The sequence below is a fragment of the Bacillus methanolicus genome (assembly GCF_028888695.1).
In the GTDB taxonomy this organism is placed as follows: Bacteria; Bacillota; Bacilli; order Bacillales; family Cytobacillaceae; genus Bacillus_Z; species Bacillus_Z methanolicus_B.
In genome coordinates this window covers 55404-78693 of sequence record NZ_PNFF01000003.1, presented here as the reverse complement: position 1 = coordinate 78693, position 23290 = coordinate 55404, and the positions used below count along the sequence as shown (strand labels likewise).

Sequence of the window (23290 nt, the reverse complement as noted above, 5' to 3'; positions counted from 1 at the left end):
TCCTTTCTATCTTTATTTTTGTTGCATAAATTTTTTCTGTTTCAATTTTTCTTCATATACCGCTTGGTTTGATTCAATAAAGAATAATTCTTCTTCACTTGGATTTGTTTGTAACCATACAGAGCTTTTTCCAATTCGGAGGATTCCTTCGCCCTTATCTGGCATTCCGAAAAGAATATCGATTTCCCCGGAACTTAGGTCAAAGTTTTCTCTAATCGCTTTTAAATCGATCTTGTTTTGCTGTAGGAATAAGTATGAATGGGTATTTTGTAAAATTCCCCGGGCCTTTTCATTCGTAACAAATCGTACAAAGTCTTGAGAAGCTAATCGCAAACCAGCATTCCGTTTACGAGCACGTCTAGCCATCTTTTCTAGGAAGCTTACCGTTTGATCACTGTCGATTAGTGCCCAAGCTTCATCTGCGTAAACAAATTTCTTCTTCGTAGCATTATCAAGGTTCTTAACAAAATGTTCCCATAAGTAATTAAGGATAACGTGATAAGCAATAGGGCGTAAAAAACCTTCCTCCATTTGACTAATGTTGAAATTCACAAGCCTTGCATTGTGTAAGGATTGGGTAACTCCTTTTCCTAAGTATGTTTGTCCATCGAATATCGGCTTTGAGCCATCTTTTAAAAATGGCCGAATAGCTGCGATAAGCCGTAAAGCCTTAGGTTCTTTTTCGAAGTGTGCTTTAAGATATTCGAATACGTCTGATATAGTGGGTTCAGGCTTTCTTACTCTGGATTGAATCAGCTGGTTATCTATTTGAACTACTTTATTCTCAAACAGGGAATCAGGATGGGTAGTAAGTTTTAGTTTTTCGTTGAAAATGTATTGAACAGCTTCTTCCAAATAGTTACGTTCGAATACATCTAATCCTCGATCTTCGGAATTTTTACCCCGGCAGATTATATCAAAGAAGTCCAAGATATCATTCATTTTTTCTCTTAGAGGAACAAAGCGGATATATTTCTTTCCATCTTTATAAACAATTTCTCGTTCATCTGAGTCTTCAAGAAGTTCTAATTCTTCATCCTCTTCTTCAAGGGGAATATCCGTGAAATTAATAGCAAGCGGATTAATACAAATGTCCTCTTCTTCGCTGATATTTAGATTGATACCGCCTAATCGTTTCGTGATTCGAACAAACTCTCCCTCTGGGTCTATTAATCTTGCATAAATGTTTGCTCCTGTAAGTTCCCTGGAAATTAGAAGTTTTAATGTTACGGATTTACCACTTCCTGAAGTTCCAACAACAAACATGTTATAGTTTTGAGGACGGTAATCTTCATTTCCAAAACTATTAATAAATTCTAATTGGCCAGTAATTTTATTTATACCGATAGGAACACCACCTATGTATTTACCGCTACCGCTGATAAACGGAGAAAAGGTAGAAAGAGCACGGCGGTCAATATTTCTTAAAGAATCAGAGATTTCATTCTTTCCGAATGGTAATACACTCCGAAAGCCTTTTTTAATTCTTCCCCATGCAGAAACTAGGGAGAAAAACATACTGGCCATTTCATCTTCCAAAGCTTCACTGTATCGATTAAGTTCTTTTTCACTTTGGGCGTATAAGATTGCCATTGTTCCGACGTTGTACATATCATTCTCAGAAAATTGTATTTCTGACATTAATTGGTCAGTATCACGTATTTTGATGGTTAAGTCGTTAATTTGGTCAATATTCCCTCTTCTAGTTTGAAAGGAGAGGTTAGATTCAAGCATTGTAATTTGTCTTTGTAAGGTTCGAACCGCATCTGATTTTCCTACCTTGTGCACATCAATGAAAATGTCAATTTCTCCACTTGAAGTTAGACTGGAAAGCCAGTTAGTCTGCATTTTTCGTGGATATCCGTCTCTTGGGATAAAAACTGGCCGGAAATAAGTTTTTGATCCCAGGGATTGTTTAATTATTCCATGATCTTCGGAGTTTATTTTTATTCCCTCCGGAGAGATTATGTCCCACATAGTAGGTTTAGTATCCATTTGATAATCCGGTTCTTGTGAGGAATTTGTCTGTTTAGATAGTTCTTTAACTTTAGTTTTCTTAAATTTTTTAGCTTGCTCTTTCTTCATGTCCTTCTGCTTTGCCTTCATTTTCTTCTAAAACCTCCTTAACAGCTTCTATTCTTTCATCTGATTGATCAGAGGTAACATAAAGAGCGTTTTTTTCGTTTTCGACCATGTCCTTAAATCGCTGCTTAACTGCTTTCCGTCGATTGAATGTGTAATAAAGCAATTCGTAGATACCTTCAGTTGGTAACAGTGAAATATTAATTTCTGCTTTTCTGAGTTGTGACTTTGCGGTATTTAGTCGTCTCATTAATTCAGAAAATGCTTTTTCGATAATCTTTTCTTCTAATTCTTCTTTTGAGTCAGCATTTATTTCATTAACATTTACTTTATGGGTAAAAACTAGATATCTTTTTGTTTCGTATCTAGGGGTTTCTGTTTGCCACTTGATGAGGTCATCGATCATTGATTGACCAAAACTTATTGCAGCTTCGTTAAGGTCTTCTGATTTTTTCATGTTTTTTCTCATGTTTTCAATAGGTTCTGATATATCTATGAAACGATTTTGTAAATAAAATCCAACAGGATAGTTTATTGTTGCTAACCAACTTTCAAATACAACATCAATGGCTTCCTGTTCCTCCTGGCTCTTTAGGAAGTAGTTTACAGGTTCAACTTCACCAATTAAGGTGAAGGAATTATCATGAAACCGAATCATGTGATTCGATATATCTTTCACATTTTCAAATAGCTCTTCAAACAACTGAGGTTCCTGTTCCATTTGTACTTCATGTTTTTTCTTTTTACTTTTCCGTTTAACATTCATCGGAGCAGAATCAGTGGTTTGTTTTTCCTTCCAGGGTAAAATAGGCTCTTTCATCATGATCTTATAAAACACATAAAGAATGAGTGCGAAGGTCCCCATGATAATAAGGTCTTTCATTATTTATTCACCATCCAGTCTTTAGGTTTACTCCCTTTTCTCCATATCCCAATTTGATTTTTATATCCGATTTTAATTAGAAAATATTTATCGTAATTCAAATGCAATTTTTGCTTTTTTAAAAATCCTAAAATAAAGACTGCTGCTAAAATTGGTATTGCTGAAATGACGCTTAAAATAAAACCTACAAAAAGATTAGAGAAAAATTGGAAAACAGTAGGGATATAGGCATAAAGAATTGCTCCCCCAGTAACCAGATAGATCAATTGTCTTTTAGAAAAAATCCCAAGAATAGTCTTTTGTTCTGAAGCCATATCAATCGGAACAGTTACTTTCCTCATAAATAACACCTTCTTTTAGCTAGTTTGAAACAACCCCTCTAAAATAGAGGGGTATTTAAGGGGGAATTATGAAATAAAGTCTTATGATATTTTAAAAGAACTATTTTAATCTCCAAATCCTGCAACCCATCCAGCAATATCGTAGGCTTTTACGATGATAAATAATCCTAGCGCACTCATTGCTAATCCGATGAAACCTTGAGTACGAGCTTGGGGATTTCCTTGAGCAGCCGATAATCGCATACCGGCAAAGATTAAGCAAGCAATTACCCAGAAACCACCGATAGCCATGATAAAGTAGATAATATTATCAAGATCTGTGTAGATGCCACTGTCTTTAAGGTCTCCTGATGGAGTGATCCCCGCTTTTTTCCAGGCAGCTGCCGCTTCATCTGGTGAGAAAATGAAAAATGTGAAAGCAAAGACAGCTGTTAAGGTAAGAAGGGAGATAATCATTTTTGAAGACACCTTTTTCATGTGTTCACCTCCTTTTTAAGCAACACAAAAAGACCCCGAGGTAACTATGAAGCAAGAATACTTTTAAAAGAGCATTCTTTTTCTCATAGTTTCCTCGGGGCCTTCCCGTTAGCTATTTATTTGTATGTTTTTATATTAATAGAATAAATATATACGGTCAATAGATTTATGGAAATATTTACTCCTTTGAGATTCTAACTAATTTCTTACCTTTCTCATGAAATGTAGCTCACCTAAATCCTCTGTGAATCCCCACTTCCTGTAAAATGGCAACATCTCTGGGCGACAGTATAATTCAAAATGTTTCACACCTATTAGAGAAGGATGTTCAAAGACAGTATCCATCAATATTCGCCCTAAATCCTTACCACGATAAGATTTCTTCACAATTACATCAAGAATCAATGCTTTATAGACATAATCTGTTAAAACCCTCGTAAAACCAATAAGTTCTTTAGTTTTAGACTCACATAAACCAACAATTACATCGGAATTTTCAACCATTCGCTGAACATCTGATAAATCACGCCCTTTAGTCCACCATTCTGATTGGAATAAAGTATGTAAATCTTTAATCTGTTCATTCGTAAGTTTCTCTATTATTTCATAACCCATTTAGAATTCCCTCCAATATAAAATATTGTATTTCCTTATTCTACCATTTTATAAATATCTTGAATAACCTTTTAGTATTTAAAAGGTTACAGCAATTGCGTTATTTGATCCGTTTGTTGAAAAGCTAACAACATAATTTTTAACTCCAATTCCTTCTCACCAATACCTTCTTTTATTCCATAATCTGGCTCAAGTCAAAAAGGACGCCTTCTTATTTAAGAAAGGCGCCCGATAGTTCAATAAAAATTTAGTCCACAAAAACCCTATCACCTTTACTTGTTGGTTGAGAAATCACCAAAAACTCAACTTCATTATTTGACTTGTTAAACATTTGGTGTGCCACCAAAGAAGGAACTTCTACTCCCTCTTTCGGCTTTAAAGTAATCTCTTTACCTTCTATTTCAATAGTTGCTATACCTGATAAGATAAAGAAAAATTGTTTTGCGTTGATGATAATGTTTTATTTCAGAAGTATTAGCTGGCATACGTTCATGAATAATACTTAAATCTTGATTTTTCACTAAATGCCATCCATCACAATTCTCTCCCCATTTGTAATGTTCAGCATTGTGTTTACTTATTTTCATTTCTATATCCCCCCATCAATTAAAACCTGAGCTTTTCTCAGACATCATAACACTTGAATTATACTGTAATTTTATTACGCTATCCTTCCTTCTCATTTTAATTGAATCACTTTCTAATAAATCCTTCTCTTATTCCGCAATTTGGCCCTTTTATGGAAATAAGGAAAGATAAAATTGACCCAAAACAAAAAAGTCATCTAAAGTAAAAATACTCTAGATGACTTTAAAAAAACTTTTTTAAAAGGAAAGAACTTTCTTTCATTATAAAACAAAAAATGTCAAAATAACTTTTTAATGTGCGGAATTTTTCTTTGAAGAAACAAATCATCTATGCCTTTAGCCTCTTGTTCATTCCAAAGAATTAGATTAGCTCTAAATCCTTCTTGTTTTAATTCTTTTGCACATTCCATTAAATGCTTTTTCACATGGGGATTTGAAACGGCATCTGCATCAAAACAAAGATTCACTTGCTCAACACCCATTTCTTTCATGACAGGAATAGCTAATCGCCAAGCGCCAGCGCCTGGAAGAGCTAAAAAGGTTGTTCCGATGTTTTCAAATTCAAGCGGATCATAAAGTTTCTCAATACAATCAGAAGCAATGTCACATTTTAAAGGACCTTCAGAAAGCCAGACTGTTCTCGCTTTGTATAACGTACCACTCTGCCAATTCTGAAGTTTAGAGGTAGGAATCGCTATATGAATCGGTGCAGGATCACCAGAACCTGTCCCTTGTGGTTTATTGGCCGAACTTAACCAATAATAACGATTTCCTTTGACTACCCTTACCCATCCTTTAATATCACCATCATGTATAATGGTTGTCCACGTTTTGCCAAGTTTAATGTTCTTTTCTAAGATAATTTCTCCATCGAAAGCAACCTGAACTAGATTAGGCTGTTCTTTCACCCGGGCCTTTAAACCAGGTCGATTAATTTTTATTTCAACAACATTAGGAGGATTATCAATGCGGTATTGGAAACCGACTATTTGATTGTAGTGATTTCGGAATGGAATTAAGATTCCTTTAGTGCCAGCTACAGTCCAATATTGATTATCCTTCACATAGAAACCTGGTATTCCAGTAAAATCATCAATTTCTAATTCTTCTTCCATCATTTTAACCACTTCCCACGGTCTTTCTGGAAAACTACGATACTGTCTTATCATAACTTGTTTATCCGAAAGCCCTCTGGAAGGAGATGTTAAATGATGATAATGATCGTCCTCTAACTCAAGATAATCCAAGAAAGTTCGAAACACTTCGTTTAAAGTTGAAACATCTTTTTTCGGATTTCCTTGATATTCTTCTACTTCACTTTTGTTAATTTTTTGTTTTTTGTTTCCGTTTAGATAATGTAAATAGCTTGGTAAAGCTGAATTCTTAGAAAAGCTTCTTTCACTTTCGACTCGTATACAAGCTACTACGTTACCTTCTTCATGAGTCATACAACCGCCAGTATGACCGCAAATAGGGCATGGTGTTCGATAATATTCATACCAGCCTTTTATTTTTGTTTTCCTCATGAGTTTCATACTTAAAATCAGCCCCTCTTAAGTTATTCGTGTTAAATACAATCTTTAAAACGATGGTGATCAATAGGTGGCATAACCGTGACCACTTTAAAAGACAAATTGGATTGTTTTGCAATGACGACAACAATAGGATTTTCGTCTTTATCCCGGCCGGATATAGCTACTTTGTTTACTCCTTGACGTTCAATAATTTCACCATCAAAGATTGCTGCAACAATGTCCCCTTTGGAGTACCCACGTTTCATTAAACGCTTTTTCGTATGGGATCCAATGATAATTTTTCCCTTTCCTGTCATTAAAATTTTTTTGATTTCTTTTAAGTTCATGGTTCTAACCTCCATTAGATAAATAAAAAAAGCGGCCAATGGAAAGTAGTGATGAGCAAATAAAACAAGCTCTTCCTACGATCCAAAGACCGCTATGTTTGAAAGAATCCCGCTTATCCATAACAGATAGCACAAAAACAAAAAACAAAAAATAGATTACTATCATCATAGCATTTCAAATTAAACAGAATCAACCATAGGTATTAATTTTTTCATTCTTTTCCAAAAACTAGGTCTATATTTTTCATAATGTGAACCCAGTAAATGCTCCGCAATTTTTTCGAATGATGGTGATAGTCGACGTTTGATATTTATGTGATCAATCAAGGGTTTGTTTTCGGATTCGTTGATTTGAATTTCCAAATCAAGTGAAGGAAGTGTAGTTAACAAAGAGAATCCTAACTCTTCTGCTATTCTTTCTGCTCGTTCAAATGAATAGCATCGAGTGACAATAAGTTTTGCCTCTAAATTAAAATTACCCAGTGTTTCGTAGATATGATTTATCCATTCTGACGTTTGATCGTATCTGTTATCAACGATGATCCATAATTCATCAAGATGTTCCAATGTTTGGAGAGTGTATGTCTGCATTACTTCTGATGGCAGGTCCACGAGTCCAACATTACATTTTTTTAACACTTGCATGTATCTTGAAATATCTTCTGAGGTCCATTTTTTACCCTTCAAATCATTGTTACCGAGCGGCAACCAATCAACGCCTCTATAAACCCATTTTACTTTTTCTGGTTTATAGTCTTTTGTATATAGAGCTTCAAAAAAAGAGATCCATCCTTCGGGAGCAGACTTAAATTTGGTAAGCTTGCTTTTCAACACTGGCCTTGTTTTTATTGTTTCAAGAACTGCAATATTTAAGTCGTATTTATTTAGAAAGATTGCTAAATTAATAATAAAAGTAGAAACACCATTAGCTGGAAGAGGTGACCAAACACCAATTATTTTATTTCCGTCCCATCTATCATAATTATAATTCTTTTGTATAATTTCCTCTGTTCTTTCTAATGGTCCAAGAACAACCTCTTTTTTTACCTTTGTTTCTTTATGTGGATAGCCTTCTAAGTTGACCGGTTTGCTTGTATTCCCCTCCTCTTGAGAACTATTTTTATCATCTATAACGATGCTTGTTTCGTTTTTGGGAGTGCTCTCAGTTTTTGTTTCAGTTATTTTTGATTCCTGAGGTTTAGGAGTTAAATCATTTTTCTGAGTATTTTGGTTCTCTATTTTTTGTTTGGTTAAGGATTTATTTTTGTTTTTCTGGAGGTTTCCATTTTCTAAATCCTTTGTAAGAATATCTATCCGAAATCTATCTAAATTATCATAGATAAATAATCGATCACCTTCTACAGAAGAACCGCTTTTTGAAGGATCCAAAATAATAATTGTTCCATCCGGTTTGATTGATTCTACTGTTCCTATATCAATCCAGTCGATGGGTGAAATAATCATCTGGAAGGAGGATTTAATAGCTTCTAATACTCTTTCTTTAGATTCTAGAAATAACACTTCGCTTTCAGGAAACTTCTTTTTTAAGATATTATCTATTCCTGATGATTCCTTTTCAGATATTGCTAAATATATCTTTTTCATATATTTCTTTCTCCCGCTTCAAAAAATCATTTATCCTTGCCTTTAAGTGAGGACTAAATGAGAGTTCTCCCCTTTCAACTTGTCCTAAATAACTTGAACTAATCCCCAATTCCTTAGCTAACTGAAACTGGCTTAAATTTAGCCGCTTTCGAAGAATGATGAGTCGTTCTGCATCGTTCAAGAGTTGGATTTCATTAAACTTTGATACCATTCATATCTCCTTTCTCACTAATAAACAAAAAAACCGCAAAACTACCCTTTGTTTATAAGAGTGGTCTAGCGGTCGTCGCTTTAAGTATTTTAAATTTAAATTAATTATAGCATAGTTAAAAGAAATGGTATTCTAGATTTTTATAAAACTCTTCATTTTATGTTAAATTTTCCTATAAATCCCGCAAGTGAAATGCAAAACTCTTTCATCATAATAATAAAGGAAAAGAGGAAAATATTGAATAAAGGTTGTCACTTTGTGGATTGAATTGTATAATTTTCCTATAATCTTTTTCCTTTTTAATTTTTTTGCAATCCAACATGGATTAGCGGATACCTAACAAACACTACAACCTTTGAGGTTGATGGGAGATAGATAAGCATAATAATGTTTATCTCTATCTTACTATCAAATCCTCAAAGGTTTTTTTGTGTTTATAGGCAAAAAATTGGAGAGGTAGAGGTTATAAAAAACTTTAAGGGGCTGTTGTTATGAAGAAAAAAGATTGTAGTATGGAGGAAGTAATGAATTTACTTAAAGCGCCATTTCCTTCAAAAGATATCGAATGGCGTGTTAGTCGCTGCGGAATAACAAACGGAAAGCCTTGGGCTATGGTACTAGCATACGTGACGAATAGGGCTATTCAAAATCGTTTAGATGAAGTTTTTGGACCTGCAGGCTGGAAAAATGACTTTAGAGATTTTATGCAAGGCATTCTTTGTACGATTTCTTGCTATGTAGACGGAGAATGGGTTAGTAAATCAGATGGAGCCGAGCAAACACTATTTGAATCGCTAAAGGGTGGATTATCTAGTGCAATGAAGCGAGCAGCTGTTCAGTGGGGTATTGGTCGATATCTATATAATCTAGAAGAAACTTTTGTTGAGGTTTTTTCAGAGCGTCGCCCGGGTGCTATTCGTATTAAAGACGATAAGCAAAAGGTTTATGGATATTGGATTCCACCACAGTTACCAGATTGGGCTTTACCTGAGAATGAGCGTACTGGAATGCAATCTTCTTCCAGTTCTCAATCTCAAAATTTAAATGGTAGAGCTCAAAATCAACAGCAGCAAAGAGGAAATCAAAATAAACAGTCACAAGGGTTTAATCGCCCGGGTGCTGTAAAAGCAATTCAGGAATATTTGAAGAATACAGGATTGGCAGAGCATCCAGGATGGATTATGTCTTTGTTCAAGAAAATCAATCCTACTATTAAACAAAATTCCCTTGCAGAGGTTTTTGAAAAAGCGACTGAAGAAGAAATGAAGATTTATTATAGTGTTCTTCGTCCGGTTAATGACTTAATAGTAGTCGCTAACAATTACAAAGTTTCATTGGATGATGTACTTCATTATGTACAAATCTTGTGTCCAACTGTTAAGGTTGAGAATTTATTCTCTTGTTTTACGCATGTAACCACAGACCACGTGAGAGAAATTGTTCAAATGGTAAAAGGTGACCTTAAAAACGGACATATTCAACAAATTGCTTAATGAAGCGGGAGCAAAGCACAAAGGAGTTTTTCTTCTTTGTGTTTTTTTATTAAAAACATTAAGGAGGCATATTCATGCATTTTAAAATTGACAGCCAATTATTATCGGATTCATTAAAAAAGGTAGAGAAAGTGGTAAACGCTAAACACAGTGTTCCAATTTTTCAAGGGATTTTCATGGAAGTTACACAAGACGAAATCATATTAATTGGTTCTGATGGTACAGAATCATTCCGTTACCATATACCGGTTGATGGAGAAAATGTCGATGTGGTTAAGCCTGGTAAAACGGTCCTTCCAAAGCAAGTATCCGAAATTGCGAAAAAGCTGAAAAAAGAACTGGAAATAAAGCTTACCGATTTTAATTTGACTATAAAATACGGAAAGAAATCTGAATTCAGCTTGAACACTTTCGATCCAGAAGAATATCCGAAATTGCCAACATTTGATATTGAAAAACCTACTCTAAACTTAAAGGGAACGGATTTCAATGCGTTTATAAAGAAAACAGTGTTTGCTGCTGCTGATTCAGAGCTTCGACCAATATTAACTGGGGTTTACCTGTCATTAGAAGGAGATTGTATGACGCTTGTCAGTACGGATTCTCACAGATTGGGACAAGTTAAAACAAAAACCACTAATGAAAAATCATTAAAACTTGTGATTCCTGCTAAAGCATTGGATAAATTAGTCAAAACCTTTGATTTACAAGAAGATGTCTGTGTTTATTGTGAATCAGATAATCAAGTGATTTTTAAGAATGGTGCGCTATTCTTTTATAGTCGCTTGTTAGATGGCAATTACCCTGATACTTCACGCTTGATTCCAAACAATTTTAAAGCGGAAATGAAAATTAAGCGCAAAGAATTGTTAGACAGTTTAGACCGTATCAGTGGATTGGCCAATGGAGCGGAAAATGGCAAAGGTGGCGTAGTGAACCTTCATGTCAATGGAGTTGCAACGATTTCTACTCACCAATCACAAATTGGTAAAGGAGTCGAAGTGGTAGATTATGAAGAATTAACTGGTGAAGATGATTTTACGATTTCCTTTTCTGCTAAGTACATGATCGATGCGTTAAAAGCAATCGATGATGATTTAGTAAACTTTAAATATCAAGGGAATATGAGACCTTTTTTAATAACCCCTTGTCAATCGGATTTTGAGGAAATCCAACTTGTCTTACCAGTTAGAACAGTTTAAACGGGAAGTATCTTCCCGTTTTTTCTCTAGGAGGTAATCTATATGAAAGATAAATTTAGTTTTTCTACTTTTTGCGAGATGATCGATGAAAAAAAAGAGAGGATTGTTGAAGATCAATATGGTCAGAATTACGTGCTCATGGTGATTCAGAATCAGATAAGTACAGGAAGTATAGACTTTTCGAAGTTTTTATTCGAAGACATCGTAAATGTATACCATGAGTTGGATAATGTGCTTTCCGGAGAAGATACGGATGGAAACATAGCTATTGATCCGAATCACTCTTACACTCGTATCCTGGCACTTTCAGAAAAAATATACAAAATGGGGAAGCTACCGAAACAAAGGCCTACTTCCCCTTTTCTATTTTTGTAGGAGGAAAAATCGTGGAGACTCATGAGGATTATTATTCACTAAAAGGAACCGTTCAGAACTTAATGTTACTGAAGTTAGCATACGACAATGGTGTAGATGTAAAGCAATTTCCTGACTACGTTACAAATTTCGATTTTGGAGCGGAGTATGACTGGGATATTTTTTTACGTACTGTGGAGTCCTTATTCACCATTGTGGAGTGCTGGGGTCCATATAGTGGGGAAGATGATGTTGAGGACAAAGCTTATTGGTGTCATGCAGCTGACTTTAAATTAATCGATGAAAGTCAATTGGATAGTTGGGGCATTCTCGTCTTACTGGATGATCGGATTGAACATTCAAAGGTACCAGCAGGTTCTTTAGGTGGAGGCATTGACTTTTATAGCGGCTTTGCAGAAATCATGCCTCTTGAAAAAGGAGTGGTTGTTATCTGGGATGAGGACGATGGTCCAGTAAATCTTGTAGAGATTTTATATGTGTTAATCGAGATTCTACAAACATGAAAAGGAGAAGAACAAGATGAGGTGGCAATTTGAACTAACAGATGTACCAAAAAATGCTGAATATCCCATTGAAGCCTTTCAAATAGGGGATAATGGTGTACGTCGAGGCCCTTTTTATTATCGAGTGGAGGACATTATCACAGCATTGCAACAAACTCCGGAAAATGCTCATGACGCGGATGCCTTGCGGGACGAAGAACATAGTACTCCTGTCCTTCCGAGGGGAACCATACGATATTCTCGAAACAATTCAGGTACCAAGCAGCGTGTGACTATGGTACTTGATAAAAAAATGTGGGAAATCCGATATGGTGAAGAGGATGAATTTTTCACAATTGGATTCCCGCGTATGATACTTCAGTATCTTGTTGTGCCGGCGAATGAAAATGGTTTCCGCATTTCTGAAATGCGAATCTATTCCATTCAGGATAATGGACAACCGGTTACAGAAGATACTCCCCTGTTTACATTCCCTTATCCAAATGTTAGTAAAAGTAACGGGATTGTCTGTTGGGGGCAAAATGAGAGACTTCATATTCATTCTCTTGTTGAGTTAGAGCGAGCTTTCCGATGGTTTGTGGCGGCTCCATTCAACGAAGATCATGGAGTTAGAACAACCCACGGAATCAATAGATTCCGAACACTAATAGAAAAAATTAGAGAACAATCTTTTGAAGATGATTGGCTAATGCCAAGTAATAAAGTTTTCGGGGATTTGTTTAATAATAAATAACTATTAAGGAGAGGATTTTAATGACTAAAAACGCTATTCAAGGACAACAAGATATTTTTTCAATGTTTGATATTGTGGATGAATACGCAGAACAAAAGAAGCGAGAGGAAGAAGAACGAGTTCGTAAAGCAGAGGCACTTCGAAAACAAGTGGAGAGCCAAAGGGCTGCCAATTCAGAGTCGAATAAAAAAGATAAAAAGGAAAATGAAAAGGATGTCTTCGATATTAACGAAAATACTATCATTCGTTATTTTGGTGAATCCATTGAAATACAAACTTATTTTTCTGCTGAGGAATTGGCTGAAGGTCTATTAGTTAAGAAAAAAGATGGGGGAACTAAACGTAAGCCGTTGGATGGCGAGTTGCTTCGCAAGCGCATGGAAAAAGACTATCCAGAGCTTGTCAAGGATATGACGGATATGGTTTATATAAAAGATAAAAATATCGTCATTCCTTTTATGAAAGCAAAAAAGAAAGGAAATTGTACAGAAACGTCTTCAATTTTTGAAGACGTTTCTTTTCCTATTCCATTCAGCCTTTTACGAGATTTTATAGCTCTTGCACGTCTATATGCTGAACAATATTTAGAAATTCATGCGGACGTATATATTGATACAAAAGGTCGTTTCTTTTTAGATGTGCCTCAGCAAAGAGTACACCGTTATTGGTGTGAAGTTGATGAAGATTCATTTAACATGGCCATACGGATTGGTGGAAATTCTAAAAAGATATTAGAAATCCATTCTCATCATATGATGCCTCCCCTCCCTTCATTGCAAGATAATGCTTCGGAGCGTGTGCCAGGATTGACTTATGCCATTGTAGGTTGCTTGCATAAGCCATTTCCAGAAATCTTTGTACGCCGTTTTATATCAGAAGAAGTTGGTCATGTTTCTGTTCCTTATCACCTAGTGTTTGAGGACCCGTTTTCCTCTCTTCCGGATTTTGATATGAATAAAATCCAGGTGGTGATAGAATGAACAGCGTGAACATTTTAACAGCGGCTAAAGATAACTGGTATGATTACAAGGGAATATTCCCTTTTATTGTTCAAATTGGGGTTGGAGGTACAGGAGGATACCTAGTCCAACATATAGCGCAACTTTTAGGTACCTCTAGAACAAAGGCTGCTTATGTAATTGCAGACCCTGATGTTATAGAGATAAAGAATTTAGGGAATCAATTATTTCTTCCGCAAGAAGTGGGATTGAAAAAAGCAGATGTACTGGCAAGTCGTTATTCAGCTGCATACGACATTGATATAGGTTCTTATAGCGACTCTTATATTGAATCTACGGAGCATTTACGCTCACTCTTTTCGATGGAATACATGTCTATGTATGATGATAACGAGCGGCTTAATAAGCTGTTTCTTCCAATTATTATTGGGTGTGTCGATAATAATTACACACGACGAATTATTCATGCTTTATTTATGCAGATGAAAACAGTCGTGTATATCGATGCTGGAAATGAAGCAACAAAGGTTCCTCATGACTGGAGAACTCGACCAAAAGAAAGATGGACAGAGGAGGAATTAACGTCCTACCATCAAAGTGGATGGAGCGGTCAGGTTGTGACGGGTGTACGTTTAAATTTATTTAAACAGGCCCCTGTTGCAGAAGTGTTTCCGGACATTCTTGAAGATTATGATGAAATTAGGCCAAGTGAACTGTCATGTTCGGAATTATCTGCTTCGGAACCACAAAGATTGATTGTCAATAAATTTGCGGCTTTGTCAATAGCAAATATACTGACACATATTGTTGAAGAGTATAAAATTTATTCACATATCACCTTTTTTCATGCGAAAAAGGGATATATGCGCTCGACTGAGGTTCAATTACAGGAACAACAATAAATGAAAATCGCCGATTTTTCCGAGCATAGGAAAAATCGGCTTTTTTGTTATCTATGTTTCGTTAATAGGTAATCAATCAGTATTGTTATTAATTTCATAAAATGCCTCTACGGAAGCAGCAGCGAGTATAATTTGATTTCTTTCAAGATTCTGCGTAACCATTAGTTTAGCGGCTAGATGATCAACTAGGTTTTGTTGCTCGGTAAGCGATAAGCTATTTTTCATATTAACATTCATATAATATCTTTCTACTTTTTCGTTACTTGGTACTTTTATTAAGGTGACTTCTGCTATTTTATCTAATCCGTTATATTTTGAGGTAATTACTGTCCAAAGTTCACTAGACTCATTGGTTATATCGCAGCTTAAATAAGTTTGAGGGTTAATAAATACAACATCATCGACATTAGCTAGGATTCCTGGGAATTGAGGTTGATATGGTGTAACTCCTCTTTTCTTTGCTTCATCGATAAATGACCATTTTGCTCCCATACATGCCGTATTTAAAGAGATATCTCTTAGTAAAGGGTAAACTCCTTCATATTTAATAACAAGCCAGCTAGTAAGCTCCTTTAGTGGTTCAAGAGTAATAATTTCGTCGATATTATCATTTGTTGCTATTCTAAGCATTTCAGGTAGTTGTTGGGCAATCATACCTTCCGATTGCTGGAACCACTGATCCTCAAATTGTGTTTCTTTACTATTAAGCAATTCTTGGGCCATAAAATACCCATTAAAAATTTGAGATTTGATACTTTGAAATAAATCTCTTTCAAGGCGGTCTTTATCAGAGTCGCTGACCCTTTCAAAAAGCATTGTTTTATAAAACTCAAACATTGTGATTAGTTCTCGGTTGAAGTCTTCGTTATTTTGTAGATGAGCTTTTAGTTTTTTGTCGGTATATTCAAATATATTATTTTGTAATGCAGTTTGCAATATTCTTACAACTCCTTTTGATTTAATTAGAAAATGATTGTTCAGTTTGTTCGATTTCTTCAAAAGGTGGAGAAGGACTATCATCTTCATATTTCCAACCTTCATCTTCCTTAACTATTGTTGTAATGTAGTATTCTTCTCCGTTTGTGGTTAACACCTTTCTATAAAACCACCCCTCCCTTTTAAAACGGTTATATGTAACTTCTGTTAGAACGTAGTTCTCTCCATTCATGTTTTGCTTTTTGTACATATTCTGTAAATTAGTTAAGATATTTAAGGCATCTTCCTTTGATGGGAGATCCTTCTTTACACTTTCACTTCCGTATTTCACCAAAAATTCATAGTATTGATCCGGCGATATTTGAAGTGTATAAAACTGATAAAGAATCTGGGCAGCATACTTTGCAAATTCTTTTCCATCTTGAAAATGATCTTGTTGGGTTGCCTTTATAGAATCCATTATTTTAACAGTATCAAAGTCATTTTCTTGTATCACTTCGTCTAAAGGCTTCTCTAAATCTTCATAAAATTCTTTTAGTTCTTTATTATCAACTGCTTCTTTTTCTTTTTGCGTTTTTTTTATTTCTTGATTTTTAGCCTCTGTTTTTTTAACTTCTTCTGTAAATTTATCGCCAGAGCAACCACTTAAAAATACACACACAGCAAGAAAAGATAACATAGCCTTGAATCTTAAATTCATAATGAAGCACCTTCCATAATCCTTTTTTTCTCTTTTTCAGTTAAAAAATTGATTAATTCAGCACTATGGATGGCCGGTATTTCATCAATGGCTGCTACAATAAAGCGAGGAATATTTGTAATCTTAATTTGATTGGGGCTTGGTATCACCGGAACATTTAAATGCTGTTCAATACAATAAGATATTGCTTTGATGTGTTCCTTTTCTATATTTGTTGGAATGGATATGCTCTCTAATTTTCGGCTTCCAAATAAATTAATACACATCACTATCGATTGAAGAGTTATTAAATCAGGATCTAATTTCATGCTAAATATCTTCGTATTATCTTTATACCATTGTTGCCTTAACCTTTTTAAAACGGAATGTGAATGGATTGTAAACTGGCCCTTTCTTAAGTCAAAATCAATAAATGCCTTAAGATTGCAATCTTTAATAACTTCCGCTAAATAAAAGGATTTTTTTTGGTCAAATGGTACTTTTAATATTGGTTCCACAGAAAAAATGTCATATTCGGCCTCGCTTATGAGTGCAGCAATAGCTAAATTATTTAGGTTTCTAAATACCTTTATATCTTCCACATTCCGACTCCTCCTTAACACAAAAAACCCAGAACTAACATACCTAATTAGAGATATGTTTGTCCTGGGTTTTTCCCATTAGTTTTATTTTGATGAATCAAATTATACAATAACCAATATTTCCCCTTCAAGTATCTTTTTGGACTAACGTTCCTTCGGTTAAATGCTTTAAGTAGTTAGAAGCTGAATTTTCCTTTATTCCAAGATCATTCGCAATCTGTTGAATAGGAACCTTTTTTAAGTATAGATCATATGCAATAGCTCTTCTAATGGATATTAACGTTAATGGTTGAGATTCAGCCGGTAAGTAATCTTGAGATATAGCCCTTAGATGATTAAGGATAGACATTACTTGAATTGGTCCACCATATTCCTCTCCATGAGGTTTAGTTGTAAATACATATTCACTTCCGTTAAAAACAGTTTCATAAAAGTATTCCAGAAAGTAAGTGGCCTCTTCATCTTTCAAAAGTATGCTGCGATTCTTAAGCTTTATTTCAACAATGTCTTTTTCTACAAAATCAACTACATCATCTTTTTTAAAACGAAAATCGGACGTTTTTAGTCCTTTTGTCGCCAATAAAAAAATGGCTTTTCTAAGTTTGGAATAGGCATCATTAGAGAGGACTTTTTTTAGTATTTGTTTTATCTGTTCAATAGTTACTTCCACTTTAGGCTTTTCATTGACTTTCAATCTCTTTATTTTAACAGCTGGATCAACCGGCACTTTATCAATTTCCCAAAAATAATGAAACATAGTTTTAAGTATTGCTAGTTCTTTATTAATCGTTGAAATGCTTTTATCTTTTTCCTTTTGTTCTTCAAGGTAATTTTTTATATCAGATGGGGAAATTTGAAATGGTTCCTTATGTTTTTTATAGATCCCACCTAAATATGCGAAAAATTGATTTACAACTTTTTCATAACTCCGAACAGTTTCAGAACTATATCCTTTATTTTCGATATATCTTATAAATCCATAAGGCATTTCCTACTCCCCTCCTTTAAAAAATTATATAACACCTATTCGATTGTATGTTCGTATTCTCCTTTTCTTCACAACGATAATTTTTTATATAATTATTGCTTTTATTTATTCCCTGGCTTAGAATCACCTTAGTGTTTGGAAATAATAATGTTGTTTTATTCTAACGCCCCACCCCCATATAGCTGAGTTAGAGCATTCGAGATAATAACAACAAATAGTCGTTTAATTTTTCCTTTTTATCAGATTTTAGCGGACAACAAGTGATAATAATGTCGTTTAAAAAATCGGCTAAGAACCTATGTATTAATAGGGTTCCCACAAATTAAAGCAACTTTTATATCTCAACAATAAGTAAAGGAAACTTGCAAATATAGCAAGTTTTCTTATTTTCATTTTTTATTTCTCAACTAAATTATTTTTTCTATGTTCCAAACAGCTCTCCTCAATGGAAATCTCTAGCACCACACTTTTTAAATATATTATTCTTTCATACTTAGCATCAAAAAAATACTTAAAATTGATTTAAGTGCCATCCCTGTGTTTAGTGCTACAACAGTAAAAATAAGAGCATAAAACATAACAATATATAATCCTTCTGGATGTTCTCTTACTATGAGTATTACTACTGCACTCCAAATAGGTGTAAAAAGTGTGACTAGAGTATTTAAATTGTATGTCAATTTCTTTTTATCGGCTTCAATTTGTAATAAATTAGCAAACTCTTTATATTGACTAGAATGGTTGAACCCTTGATTATTCTTAATCCAATATCTTATGTCCTCCTTAGTCTTACGGTGATATGTTTTGTTTGCTTCGTTAATTTTTAGATCAATTTTTTTATTTACTCTATACAGTAAATAAAAAACTATGGGGGTGAACAAGATAGATATAATATTTTCGAAGTAGGTAGAAGATATCATTAATGCGATGAGTATAACTAGTAGAAGAAAACCATAAATAAATCTACCTTTTCCGATTATTTGATATCCTTTTTTCCCACTTTTTTTTTTAAGAAATTCATTTAAAAACTCTGTTACCACAATCTTCAGGCTCCTTTCTTATTATGAATTCAAAAAAATAGTACTTGAGCTGTCTAATAAGACTCTCAAGCACATAATTTTATAATTATTTTTTAAACGACTTTTTTAATTGAAACAACTTTTTTATTGTATTTGGCAATTAAAAAATGTAGTAAATGGCAAATAAGTGTATCATCAAACTGTATATATTTTCACTGCTTCAATGTTTGACATGGATCCTCTGCGGACATGAATTCTTGCAAAGGACGGCCCTTAAAAGCTTTGCAGGCACTAGAGCCTATCATGCCCGCCACTCCATGTAAAGCAGTGATTATGCAGTATTTTTTGCATACTCTTAATTGCCAAACGATCCATTTTTTAATTGCTATCAACATTTTTTTATTACTTAACACTTAGCTACTAGAGTTTTTTTGAATTGATTCTTTTATTTTTTTAGGGTATAAATGTACCCTAAAATCTTTTTGTTTTGAAGTAAGAAGCTGTTAAGGAATTCTACCTTTCAAAGGCACATATTTGCAAGCCTTTTGCAATAAAAAAGTCCTTCCTCCGTATGGAGAAGGACCTTTTATAGATGATTTATGATAGTAATTCCCACCGCAGCAAGTAAAGCTATGGTTGTTAGAGTTACAACAATATTATTAAGTGTTCTTTCTGTTTTTTCTTTCATTAAAAGGAACATATATTCACCTCATTCATTGAACTATTTTAGACCATTATAAAATAAGTTTTCTGAATTTTCAAACTATATTTTAAGAGGGGTTACTAATTAATTTTGTATCAGGAGAATTTGTAGATTCCAGTTGAATTCTAGAGAATTTTTCTTTCTCTTCTAATAAAGAGGTATTTATCTTTTCTTTCTCAGCCTTCAATTTTTCAATTTCATCTTGATGTTCCTTAATCTTCGATTGTACTTCCCTATCGAATTTCTCCTTTAAATTATCTTCTATCTGCTTCGAAATCTGTTGTACATCAATTTCTTCCGTTTTTTTAAACAACCCGAAAAAAGAAGGTTTTTGAATAGTCTTTTTAAGAGAATTCGTAAGCAACTGAGATTGCTTCTCTTCCAGGTATCTCATATGAAATTCAGATTTTATTTGATTAATGGCAGATTCCCTATTTTCTATTTTTCGTTCAATGTCTGCAAGATCCTTTTCATACTTAAGAATGTTCAGCATTAAACTTTGGATGTTCATAGCATGTTCTAAATTTTTTAATCTGTCCTCTATTAAGTCTTGGTCTTCTTCTTTTTGCTGATTCCATTCCTGCAATTCTCGACTATTGGAACGAGGAATTCTTTTGATATTCCCGCCTATTTGAATAGATGGTTGCATACCTAATTCAGCCAGCAAATCTACTGTTGTTTTTGATGCTTTCTCCATTAACAAAAAAATTAGATGCAGACGAAAGACACTTTTATAATTTAACCGATAGTATTTTCCGAATTTCTCAGGTGCTATGTATTCTATTAAATCAGATCGAAAATGATTTCTAATTGTTGAATCAGAGCGTTCAATTATTCTTCCTGCTTCTACCGTACTATATGAGATTTCTTTGTGCATTGACAGTATGTTTTCAGTAAATAAACTATCCTCTAAACCATTAAGAATAGCAAGCCGATAAATGGGATCATTCTCAAATTCTTCTTTAAGTAACTTTTTCATATCAGTGTTCTCCAAAGAATTCACCCCCCTACTGTAGATTTCTACAGTCTTTATTGAAAATCTTACACTTTAAAAAGTAATAAATCAACCAAAAAATGTTGATTTAACAGGCGCTACCCCCTTCCGGACGATTCGTAGCGGTAACGCTACTCTACCAGGACGATGTACAGCGATTGCAATTAATATCGAAATTCAACCATTCAATTTCGAAAATGAATAATTCGTCTGTATTTGAATCAATCAAAATCATAATGAATTCATTCGAATGCAATAAAACGTTAAGAAGACTAAGTCGCTGTATATCGTCTGTGATTTGTTAGCGCCTATCATACCAAAGGTTCTTTGATTCTGATGTATTTGAGAATGTCATTGAGTGAACTTGAATGATAAGAAACTTTGTTAGGTTGTTAGCGTTATATAACGATGTTGTCCGCGGACGATGAATGTATTTGATTTTTTAGTGGACGTGAACGAAATTTATTAACTTTAATCCATATTTATACTAACTCAGATCTCTAAAAGAACTAGGAGGTAGTAGACTCAACAATAATTTGGTTTGTATATTACTATTAACAGTGAGGACAGTATATTTTTGGAGGAGTATGAATGAAAAATATAGATTTAAAGAGGCTGACTCAAAAGCAAAGGGTCAGACCCCTCCAATACAACATATAGACAAACAATAAGCCATTCTATATATTGTCATTGTTGGAGGGGGAAAGACCCTTTATGAGTCAGCCCCTAAACAAAAATCTTAAAAATCAAGATCCTCTAAGTCAGCCGCCTTAATTTTATTTGGTTTGGTGTCTGTTTCTCCGAAGTCTTCACCCAAATCTTCTAACGTCAATTTCTTTCTTGCTGAAGCTGTGTTTCCAGATGAGAAGAAGTTGCTAAACTCATCCAATCCGATACTTGAAGCTGCTTGTTTTTTGGCTTCTTCCTGCTCTTTTTCGATTTTTTCCCAATAGCTTAACTCTTCTTTCAATTCTTTAATACGAGTGGAAGGGGTTGGATAAACTGCTAAACCGTAAAGTGTTAGATTTTTCAGTTTTGAGTTTTTCGCGATAGATAAATTTACTTTTGTGTTCAATAAGTTAGATGTATAACTATAAACATCGTCTGCAATTTTCGGAGTGATGTTTTTATTAGATGGGTAAAGAACTGCAACTGCACCTGTAATAGCATTTTCGACTTCATAATTAGCGAGTACTTCATTGTTGTTGAACAAATTCTTAATAACTGATTCAATATTATCATCGTTTTGAAGATCTTTATGTTTCGAAATCGAAAGCCAACCAGGAGTAGAAAGTGTTGTAAGAAATTCTGTTTTATCAAAAACTGATCGGCCATCCATTATTGGAAGGGTAGAAATTTCCGCTAATGTACTTGAAATAACCATATTGCTATAAGATTTTGCATCAATTTCTGTTCCACCATATGTTTTCAAAGGATTGTTAGCATAATAGTCCTTTATTTTTTCATTATCAATTACAATTGCTGTTCCCATTTTGTTTTCATTCATTAATTGTTGAATAACGCTTATTCCTGCAAGAGCATTTCTTCTAAAGGCAGAACCTTTTTCGTCTGAAGAAGGAAGGGAGCAGATAACCCCTAATGGAATCTTACCACCCGGTAAAGCTCTATTTTCCCTTACCTTCGATAAATATGTTAACGCAACTTTTAAAGCTCCGTTTCCGGTTCCTCCACCTAAACTTACACATACCCAAACAAATTCAGCATCTTGAATCGCGTCGTCAAGAGCAACTTTAGCATACAAATCCTTATTTTCTTTCGCAATTTGGAAACCTAATTGAGCATTTTTATCTGTTCCTTCAAGTTCTGGAAAATCTTTACTAAGGGTTAAGATTCTGCGTTCTTCAGGAATTAAATGTTTATGCTCTTCCATATCTGACTTTGAAGAATTAAGTAAAAAGGTAGGGAATCCAAAGCGAGATAATTCGGCTGCAATTCTTCCTCCACCTTGTCCTAAACCGATGATTGCTTGTGAAGGGAAACGATTCATTTCTGTTTTTACTTCCTCTGAAAGTAAGTGAGGTGATAATAAGGCTTTAATTGCTCCAAGTTTTTCGTTTTCAACAAATGGTTTAATCATTTAAATGCTCCTCTCGTTCTAATTTTTCTTGTTTTAAGAGTTGTCCTAATTGCCTACCTCGGATAGTTACAAAATAAGGAGTAGCCGTTCCATCTTCTCTTTTCTCAATAAACCCTTGTGATTCCAATATTAAGAAGGCGGCATCGTATCTTTTTCGCATACTATGAAAATTTTCAAGCCTAGTCTTAACTAAACCTCTATGTAGTTTATTTTCGTTGACGATTTTCCTAAATACATCAATGGTAAAGTCATCAAGTTTTTTCCTTAAAAAACGTAAAGTATCCTCATCGTATTCTAGTTGATCTAAATCCTTATAATTGGTCTTTACAGATAATGATTCACTCATTCTATCACCACCTTTTGCACCTTAAAGACCCTTAATTATGTACCATTAAGGTACATTATAGAAAATTAACTAAATTAATGCAAATAAAACAATGAA

At 34.2% G+C, this 23290-nt stretch carries 24 protein-coding genes and 1 pseudogene; 7 read left to right on the top strand and 18 right to left on the bottom strand.

Going from position 1 to position 23290, the window contains the following annotated elements:
- Nucleotides 1-12 precede the first annotated feature (12 nt).
- The 10 genes and pseudogenes from C0966_RS17355 to C0966_RS17310 form a co-directional block, all read right to left on the bottom strand.
- A complete protein-coding gene (locus C0966_RS17355; protein WP_425535963.1) occupies nucleotides 13-2106 on the bottom strand; it encodes a VirB4 family type IV secretion system protein in 2094 nt (697 codons plus the stop codon).
- Nucleotides 2066-2965, bottom strand: a complete 900-nt coding sequence (locus tag C0966_RS17350) for a hypothetical protein (RefSeq protein ID WP_274856872.1) — start codon at nucleotides 2963-2965, stop codon at nucleotides 2066-2068. Before C0966_RS17350 ends, C0966_RS17355 begins: the two co-directional genes overlap by 41 nt.
- Nucleotides 2965-3306: a PrgI family mobile element protein gene (locus C0966_RS17345; RefSeq protein WP_274856871.1), complete on the bottom strand. Its 342-nt coding sequence runs from the start codon at nucleotides 3304-3306 to the stop codon at nucleotides 2965-2967. The genes C0966_RS17350 and C0966_RS17345 overlap by 1 nt, the downstream gene beginning before the upstream one ends.
- A 105-nt stretch (nucleotides 3307-3411) precedes the next feature.
- Nucleotides 3412-3783 carry a hypothetical protein gene (locus tag C0966_RS17340; RefSeq protein ID WP_274856870.1) on the bottom strand — a complete coding sequence of 124 codons (372 nt, stop codon included), beginning with the start codon at nucleotides 3781-3783 and terminating at the stop codon, nucleotides 3412-3414.
- Nucleotides 3784-3981: 198 nt separating this feature from the next.
- Nucleotides 3982-4398: a GNAT family N-acetyltransferase gene (locus tag C0966_RS17335; protein ID WP_274856869.1), complete on the bottom strand. Its 417-nt coding sequence runs from the start codon at nucleotides 4396-4398 to the stop codon at nucleotides 3982-3984.
- A gap of 247 nt (nucleotides 4399-4645) precedes the next feature.
- A pseudogene (locus C0966_RS17330) lies at nucleotides 4646-4985 on the bottom strand (cupin domain-containing protein).
- 278 nt (nucleotides 4986-5263) lie between these two features.
- Complete coding sequence (locus tag C0966_RS17325) at nucleotides 5264-6520, bottom strand: DUF3854 domain-containing protein (protein ID WP_274856868.1); 1257 nt, start codon at nucleotides 6518-6520, stop codon at nucleotides 5264-5266.
- Nucleotides 6521-6552: 32 nt separating this feature from the next.
- Nucleotides 6553-6846 (bottom strand): DUF4258 domain-containing protein, encoded by a 294-nt coding sequence (locus C0966_RS17320; RefSeq protein WP_274856867.1) that lies wholly within the window; start codon nucleotides 6844-6846, stop codon nucleotides 6553-6555.
- Between the two features lie 180 nt (nucleotides 6847-7026).
- Nucleotides 7027-8451: a hypothetical protein gene (locus C0966_RS17315; RefSeq protein ID WP_274856866.1), complete on the bottom strand. Its 1425-nt coding sequence runs from the start codon at nucleotides 8449-8451 to the stop codon at nucleotides 7027-7029.
- The gene (locus C0966_RS17310) at nucleotides 8423-8662 is read right to left on the bottom strand and encodes a helix-turn-helix domain-containing protein (protein ID WP_274856865.1); all 240 of its coding nucleotides are present in this window, start codon (nucleotides 8660-8662) and stop codon (nucleotides 8423-8425) included. Before C0966_RS17310 ends, C0966_RS17315 begins: the two co-directional genes overlap by 29 nt.
- Nucleotides 8663-9153: 491 nt before the next feature.
- Between C0966_RS17310 and C0966_RS17305 the strand changes: the two genes are divergently transcribed.
- The 7 genes from C0966_RS17305 (at nucleotide 9154) to C0966_RS17275 (ending at nucleotide 14829) form a co-directional block, all read left to right on the top strand.
- Nucleotides 9154-10155, top strand: coding sequence for a Rad52/Rad22 family DNA repair protein (locus tag C0966_RS17305; RefSeq protein ID WP_274856995.1), 1002 nt, complete (start codon nucleotides 9154-9156; stop codon nucleotides 10153-10155).
- Between the two features lie 74 nt (nucleotides 10156-10229).
- On the top strand, nucleotides 10230-11357 hold the full coding sequence (gene dnaN, locus C0966_RS17300) for a DNA polymerase III subunit beta (protein ID WP_274856994.1): 1128 nt from the start codon (nucleotides 10230-10232) through the stop codon (nucleotides 11355-11357).
- Nucleotides 11358-11399: 42 nt separating this feature from the next.
- Nucleotides 11400-11732: a hypothetical protein gene (locus C0966_RS17295; protein WP_274856993.1), complete on the top strand. Its 333-nt coding sequence runs from the start codon at nucleotides 11400-11402 to the stop codon at nucleotides 11730-11732.
- An 11-nt stretch (nucleotides 11733-11743) separates the two neighbouring features.
- Entirely contained in the window at nucleotides 11744-12235 is a 492-nt protein-coding gene (locus C0966_RS17290) for a hypothetical protein (RefSeq protein WP_274856992.1), read from the top strand.
- Nucleotides 12236-12251: 16 nt separating this feature from the next.
- Nucleotides 12252-12968: a hypothetical protein gene (locus C0966_RS17285; RefSeq protein WP_274856991.1), complete on the top strand. Its 717-nt coding sequence runs from the start codon at nucleotides 12252-12254 to the stop codon at nucleotides 12966-12968.
- A 20-nt stretch (nucleotides 12969-12988) separates the two neighbouring features.
- Nucleotides 12989-13948 carry a hypothetical protein gene (locus C0966_RS17280; RefSeq protein ID WP_274856990.1) on the top strand — a complete coding sequence of 320 codons (960 nt, stop codon included), beginning with the start codon at nucleotides 12989-12991 and terminating at the stop codon, nucleotides 13946-13948.
- Nucleotides 13945-14829 carry a ThiF family adenylyltransferase gene (locus C0966_RS17275; protein ID WP_274856989.1) on the top strand — a complete coding sequence of 295 codons (885 nt, stop codon included), beginning with the start codon at nucleotides 13945-13947 and terminating at the stop codon, nucleotides 14827-14829. Before C0966_RS17280 ends, C0966_RS17275 begins: the two co-directional genes overlap by 4 nt.
- A gap of 72 nt (nucleotides 14830-14901) precedes the next feature.
- Here C0966_RS17275 and C0966_RS17270 read toward each other — a convergent pair whose 3' ends face one another.
- From C0966_RS17270 to C0966_RS17235, 8 genes are all read right to left on the bottom strand, one after another.
- Nucleotides 14902-15765: a hypothetical protein gene (locus C0966_RS17270; protein ID WP_274856988.1), complete on the bottom strand. Its 864-nt coding sequence runs from the start codon at nucleotides 15763-15765 to the stop codon at nucleotides 14902-14904.
- A gap of 22 nt (nucleotides 15766-15787) precedes the next feature.
- Entirely contained in the window at nucleotides 15788-16465 is a 678-nt protein-coding gene (locus C0966_RS17265) for a hypothetical protein (RefSeq protein ID WP_274856987.1), read from the bottom strand.
- Complete coding sequence (locus C0966_RS17260) at nucleotides 16462-17046, bottom strand: hypothetical protein (protein WP_274856986.1); 585 nt, start codon at nucleotides 17044-17046, stop codon at nucleotides 16462-16464. Before C0966_RS17260 ends, C0966_RS17265 begins: the two co-directional genes overlap by 4 nt.
- Nucleotides 17047-17173: 127 nt before the next feature.
- The gene (locus tag C0966_RS17255; RefSeq protein WP_274856985.1) at nucleotides 17174-18034 is read right to left on the bottom strand and encodes a tyrosine-type recombinase/integrase; all 861 of its coding nucleotides are present in this window, start codon (nucleotides 18032-18034) and stop codon (nucleotides 17174-17176) included.
- A gap of 479 nt (nucleotides 18035-18513) precedes the next feature.
- On the bottom strand, nucleotides 18514-19074 hold the full coding sequence (locus C0966_RS17250; protein WP_274856984.1) for a hypothetical protein: 561 nt from the start codon (nucleotides 19072-19074) through the stop codon (nucleotides 18514-18516).
- Nucleotides 19075-19823: 749 nt separating this feature from the next.
- On the bottom strand, nucleotides 19824-20735 hold the full coding sequence (locus C0966_RS17245) for a hypothetical protein (RefSeq protein WP_274856983.1): 912 nt from the start codon (nucleotides 20733-20735) through the stop codon (nucleotides 19824-19826).
- A gap of 754 nt (nucleotides 20736-21489) precedes the next feature.
- Nucleotides 21490-22848, bottom strand: coding sequence for a cell division protein FtsZ (locus C0966_RS17240; RefSeq protein ID WP_274856982.1), 1359 nt, complete (start codon nucleotides 22846-22848; stop codon nucleotides 21490-21492).
- The gene (locus C0966_RS17235; protein ID WP_274856981.1) at nucleotides 22841-23194 is read right to left on the bottom strand and encodes a hypothetical protein; all 354 of its coding nucleotides are present in this window, start codon (nucleotides 23192-23194) and stop codon (nucleotides 22841-22843) included. Before C0966_RS17235 ends, C0966_RS17240 begins: the two co-directional genes overlap by 8 nt.
- Between the last annotated feature and the right edge of the window lie 96 nt (nucleotides 23195-23290).

Coding starts and splice junctions, on each gene's coding strand:
- dnaN (WP_274856994.1), top strand. CDS start 10,230: ATGCATTTTAAAATTGACAGCCAATTATTATCGGATTCATTAAAAAAG.
- C0966_RS17355 (WP_425535963.1), bottom strand. CDS start 2,106: ATGAAGGCAAAGCAGAAGGACATGAAGAAAGAGCAAGCTAAAAAATTT.
- C0966_RS17310 (WP_274856865.1), bottom strand. CDS start 8,662: ATGGTATCAAAGTTTAATGAAATCCAACTCTTGAACGATGCAGAACGA.
- C0966_RS17315 (WP_274856866.1), bottom strand. CDS start 8,451: ATGAAAAAGATATATTTAGCAATATCTGAAAAGGAATCATCAGGAATA.
- C0966_RS17275 (WP_274856989.1), top strand. CDS start 13,945: ATGAACAGCGTGAACATTTTAACAGCGGCTAAAGATAACTGGTATGAT.
- C0966_RS17320 (WP_274856867.1), bottom strand. CDS start 6,846: ATGAACTTAAAAGAAATCAAAAAAATTTTAATGACAGGAAAGGGAAAA.
- C0966_RS17345 (WP_274856871.1), bottom strand. CDS start 3,306: ATGAGGAAAGTAACTGTTCCGATTGATATGGCTTCAGAACAAAAGACT.
- C0966_RS17325 (WP_274856868.1), bottom strand. CDS start 6,520: ATGAAACTCATGAGGAAAACAAAAATAAAAGGCTGGTATGAATATTAT.
- C0966_RS17235 (WP_274856981.1), bottom strand. CDS start 23,194: ATGAGTGAATCATTATCTGTAAAGACCAATTATAAGGATTTAGATCAA.
- C0966_RS17280 (WP_274856990.1), top strand. CDS start 12,989: ATGACTAAAAACGCTATTCAAGGACAACAAGATATTTTTTCAATGTTT.
- C0966_RS17240 (WP_274856982.1), bottom strand. CDS start 22,848: ATGATTAAACCATTTGTTGAAAACGAAAAACTTGGAGCAATTAAAGCC.
- C0966_RS17285 (WP_274856991.1), top strand. CDS start 12,252: ATGAGGTGGCAATTTGAACTAACAGATGTACCAAAAAATGCTGAATAT.
- C0966_RS17245 (WP_274856983.1), bottom strand. CDS start 20,735: ATGAAAAAGTTACTTAAAGAAGAATTTGAGAATGATCCCATTTATCGG.
- C0966_RS17265 (WP_274856987.1), bottom strand. CDS start 16,465: ATGAATTTAAGATTCAAGGCTATGTTATCTTTTCTTGCTGTGTGTGTA.
- C0966_RS17335 (WP_274856869.1), bottom strand. CDS start 4,398: ATGGGTTATGAAATAATAGAGAAACTTACGAATGAACAGATTAAAGAT.
- C0966_RS17340 (WP_274856870.1), bottom strand. CDS start 3,783: ATGAAAAAGGTGTCTTCAAAAATGATTATCTCCCTTCTTACCTTAACA.
- C0966_RS17255 (WP_274856985.1), bottom strand. CDS start 18,034: ATGCCTTATGGATTTATAAGATATATCGAAAATAAAGGATATAGTTCT.
- C0966_RS17295 (WP_274856993.1), top strand. CDS start 11,400: ATGAAAGATAAATTTAGTTTTTCTACTTTTTGCGAGATGATCGATGAA.
- C0966_RS17350 (WP_274856872.1), bottom strand. CDS start 2,965: ATGAAAGACCTTATTATCATGGGGACCTTCGCACTCATTCTTTATGTG.
- C0966_RS17305 (WP_274856995.1), top strand. CDS start 9,154: ATGAAGAAAAAAGATTGTAGTATGGAGGAAGTAATGAATTTACTTAAA.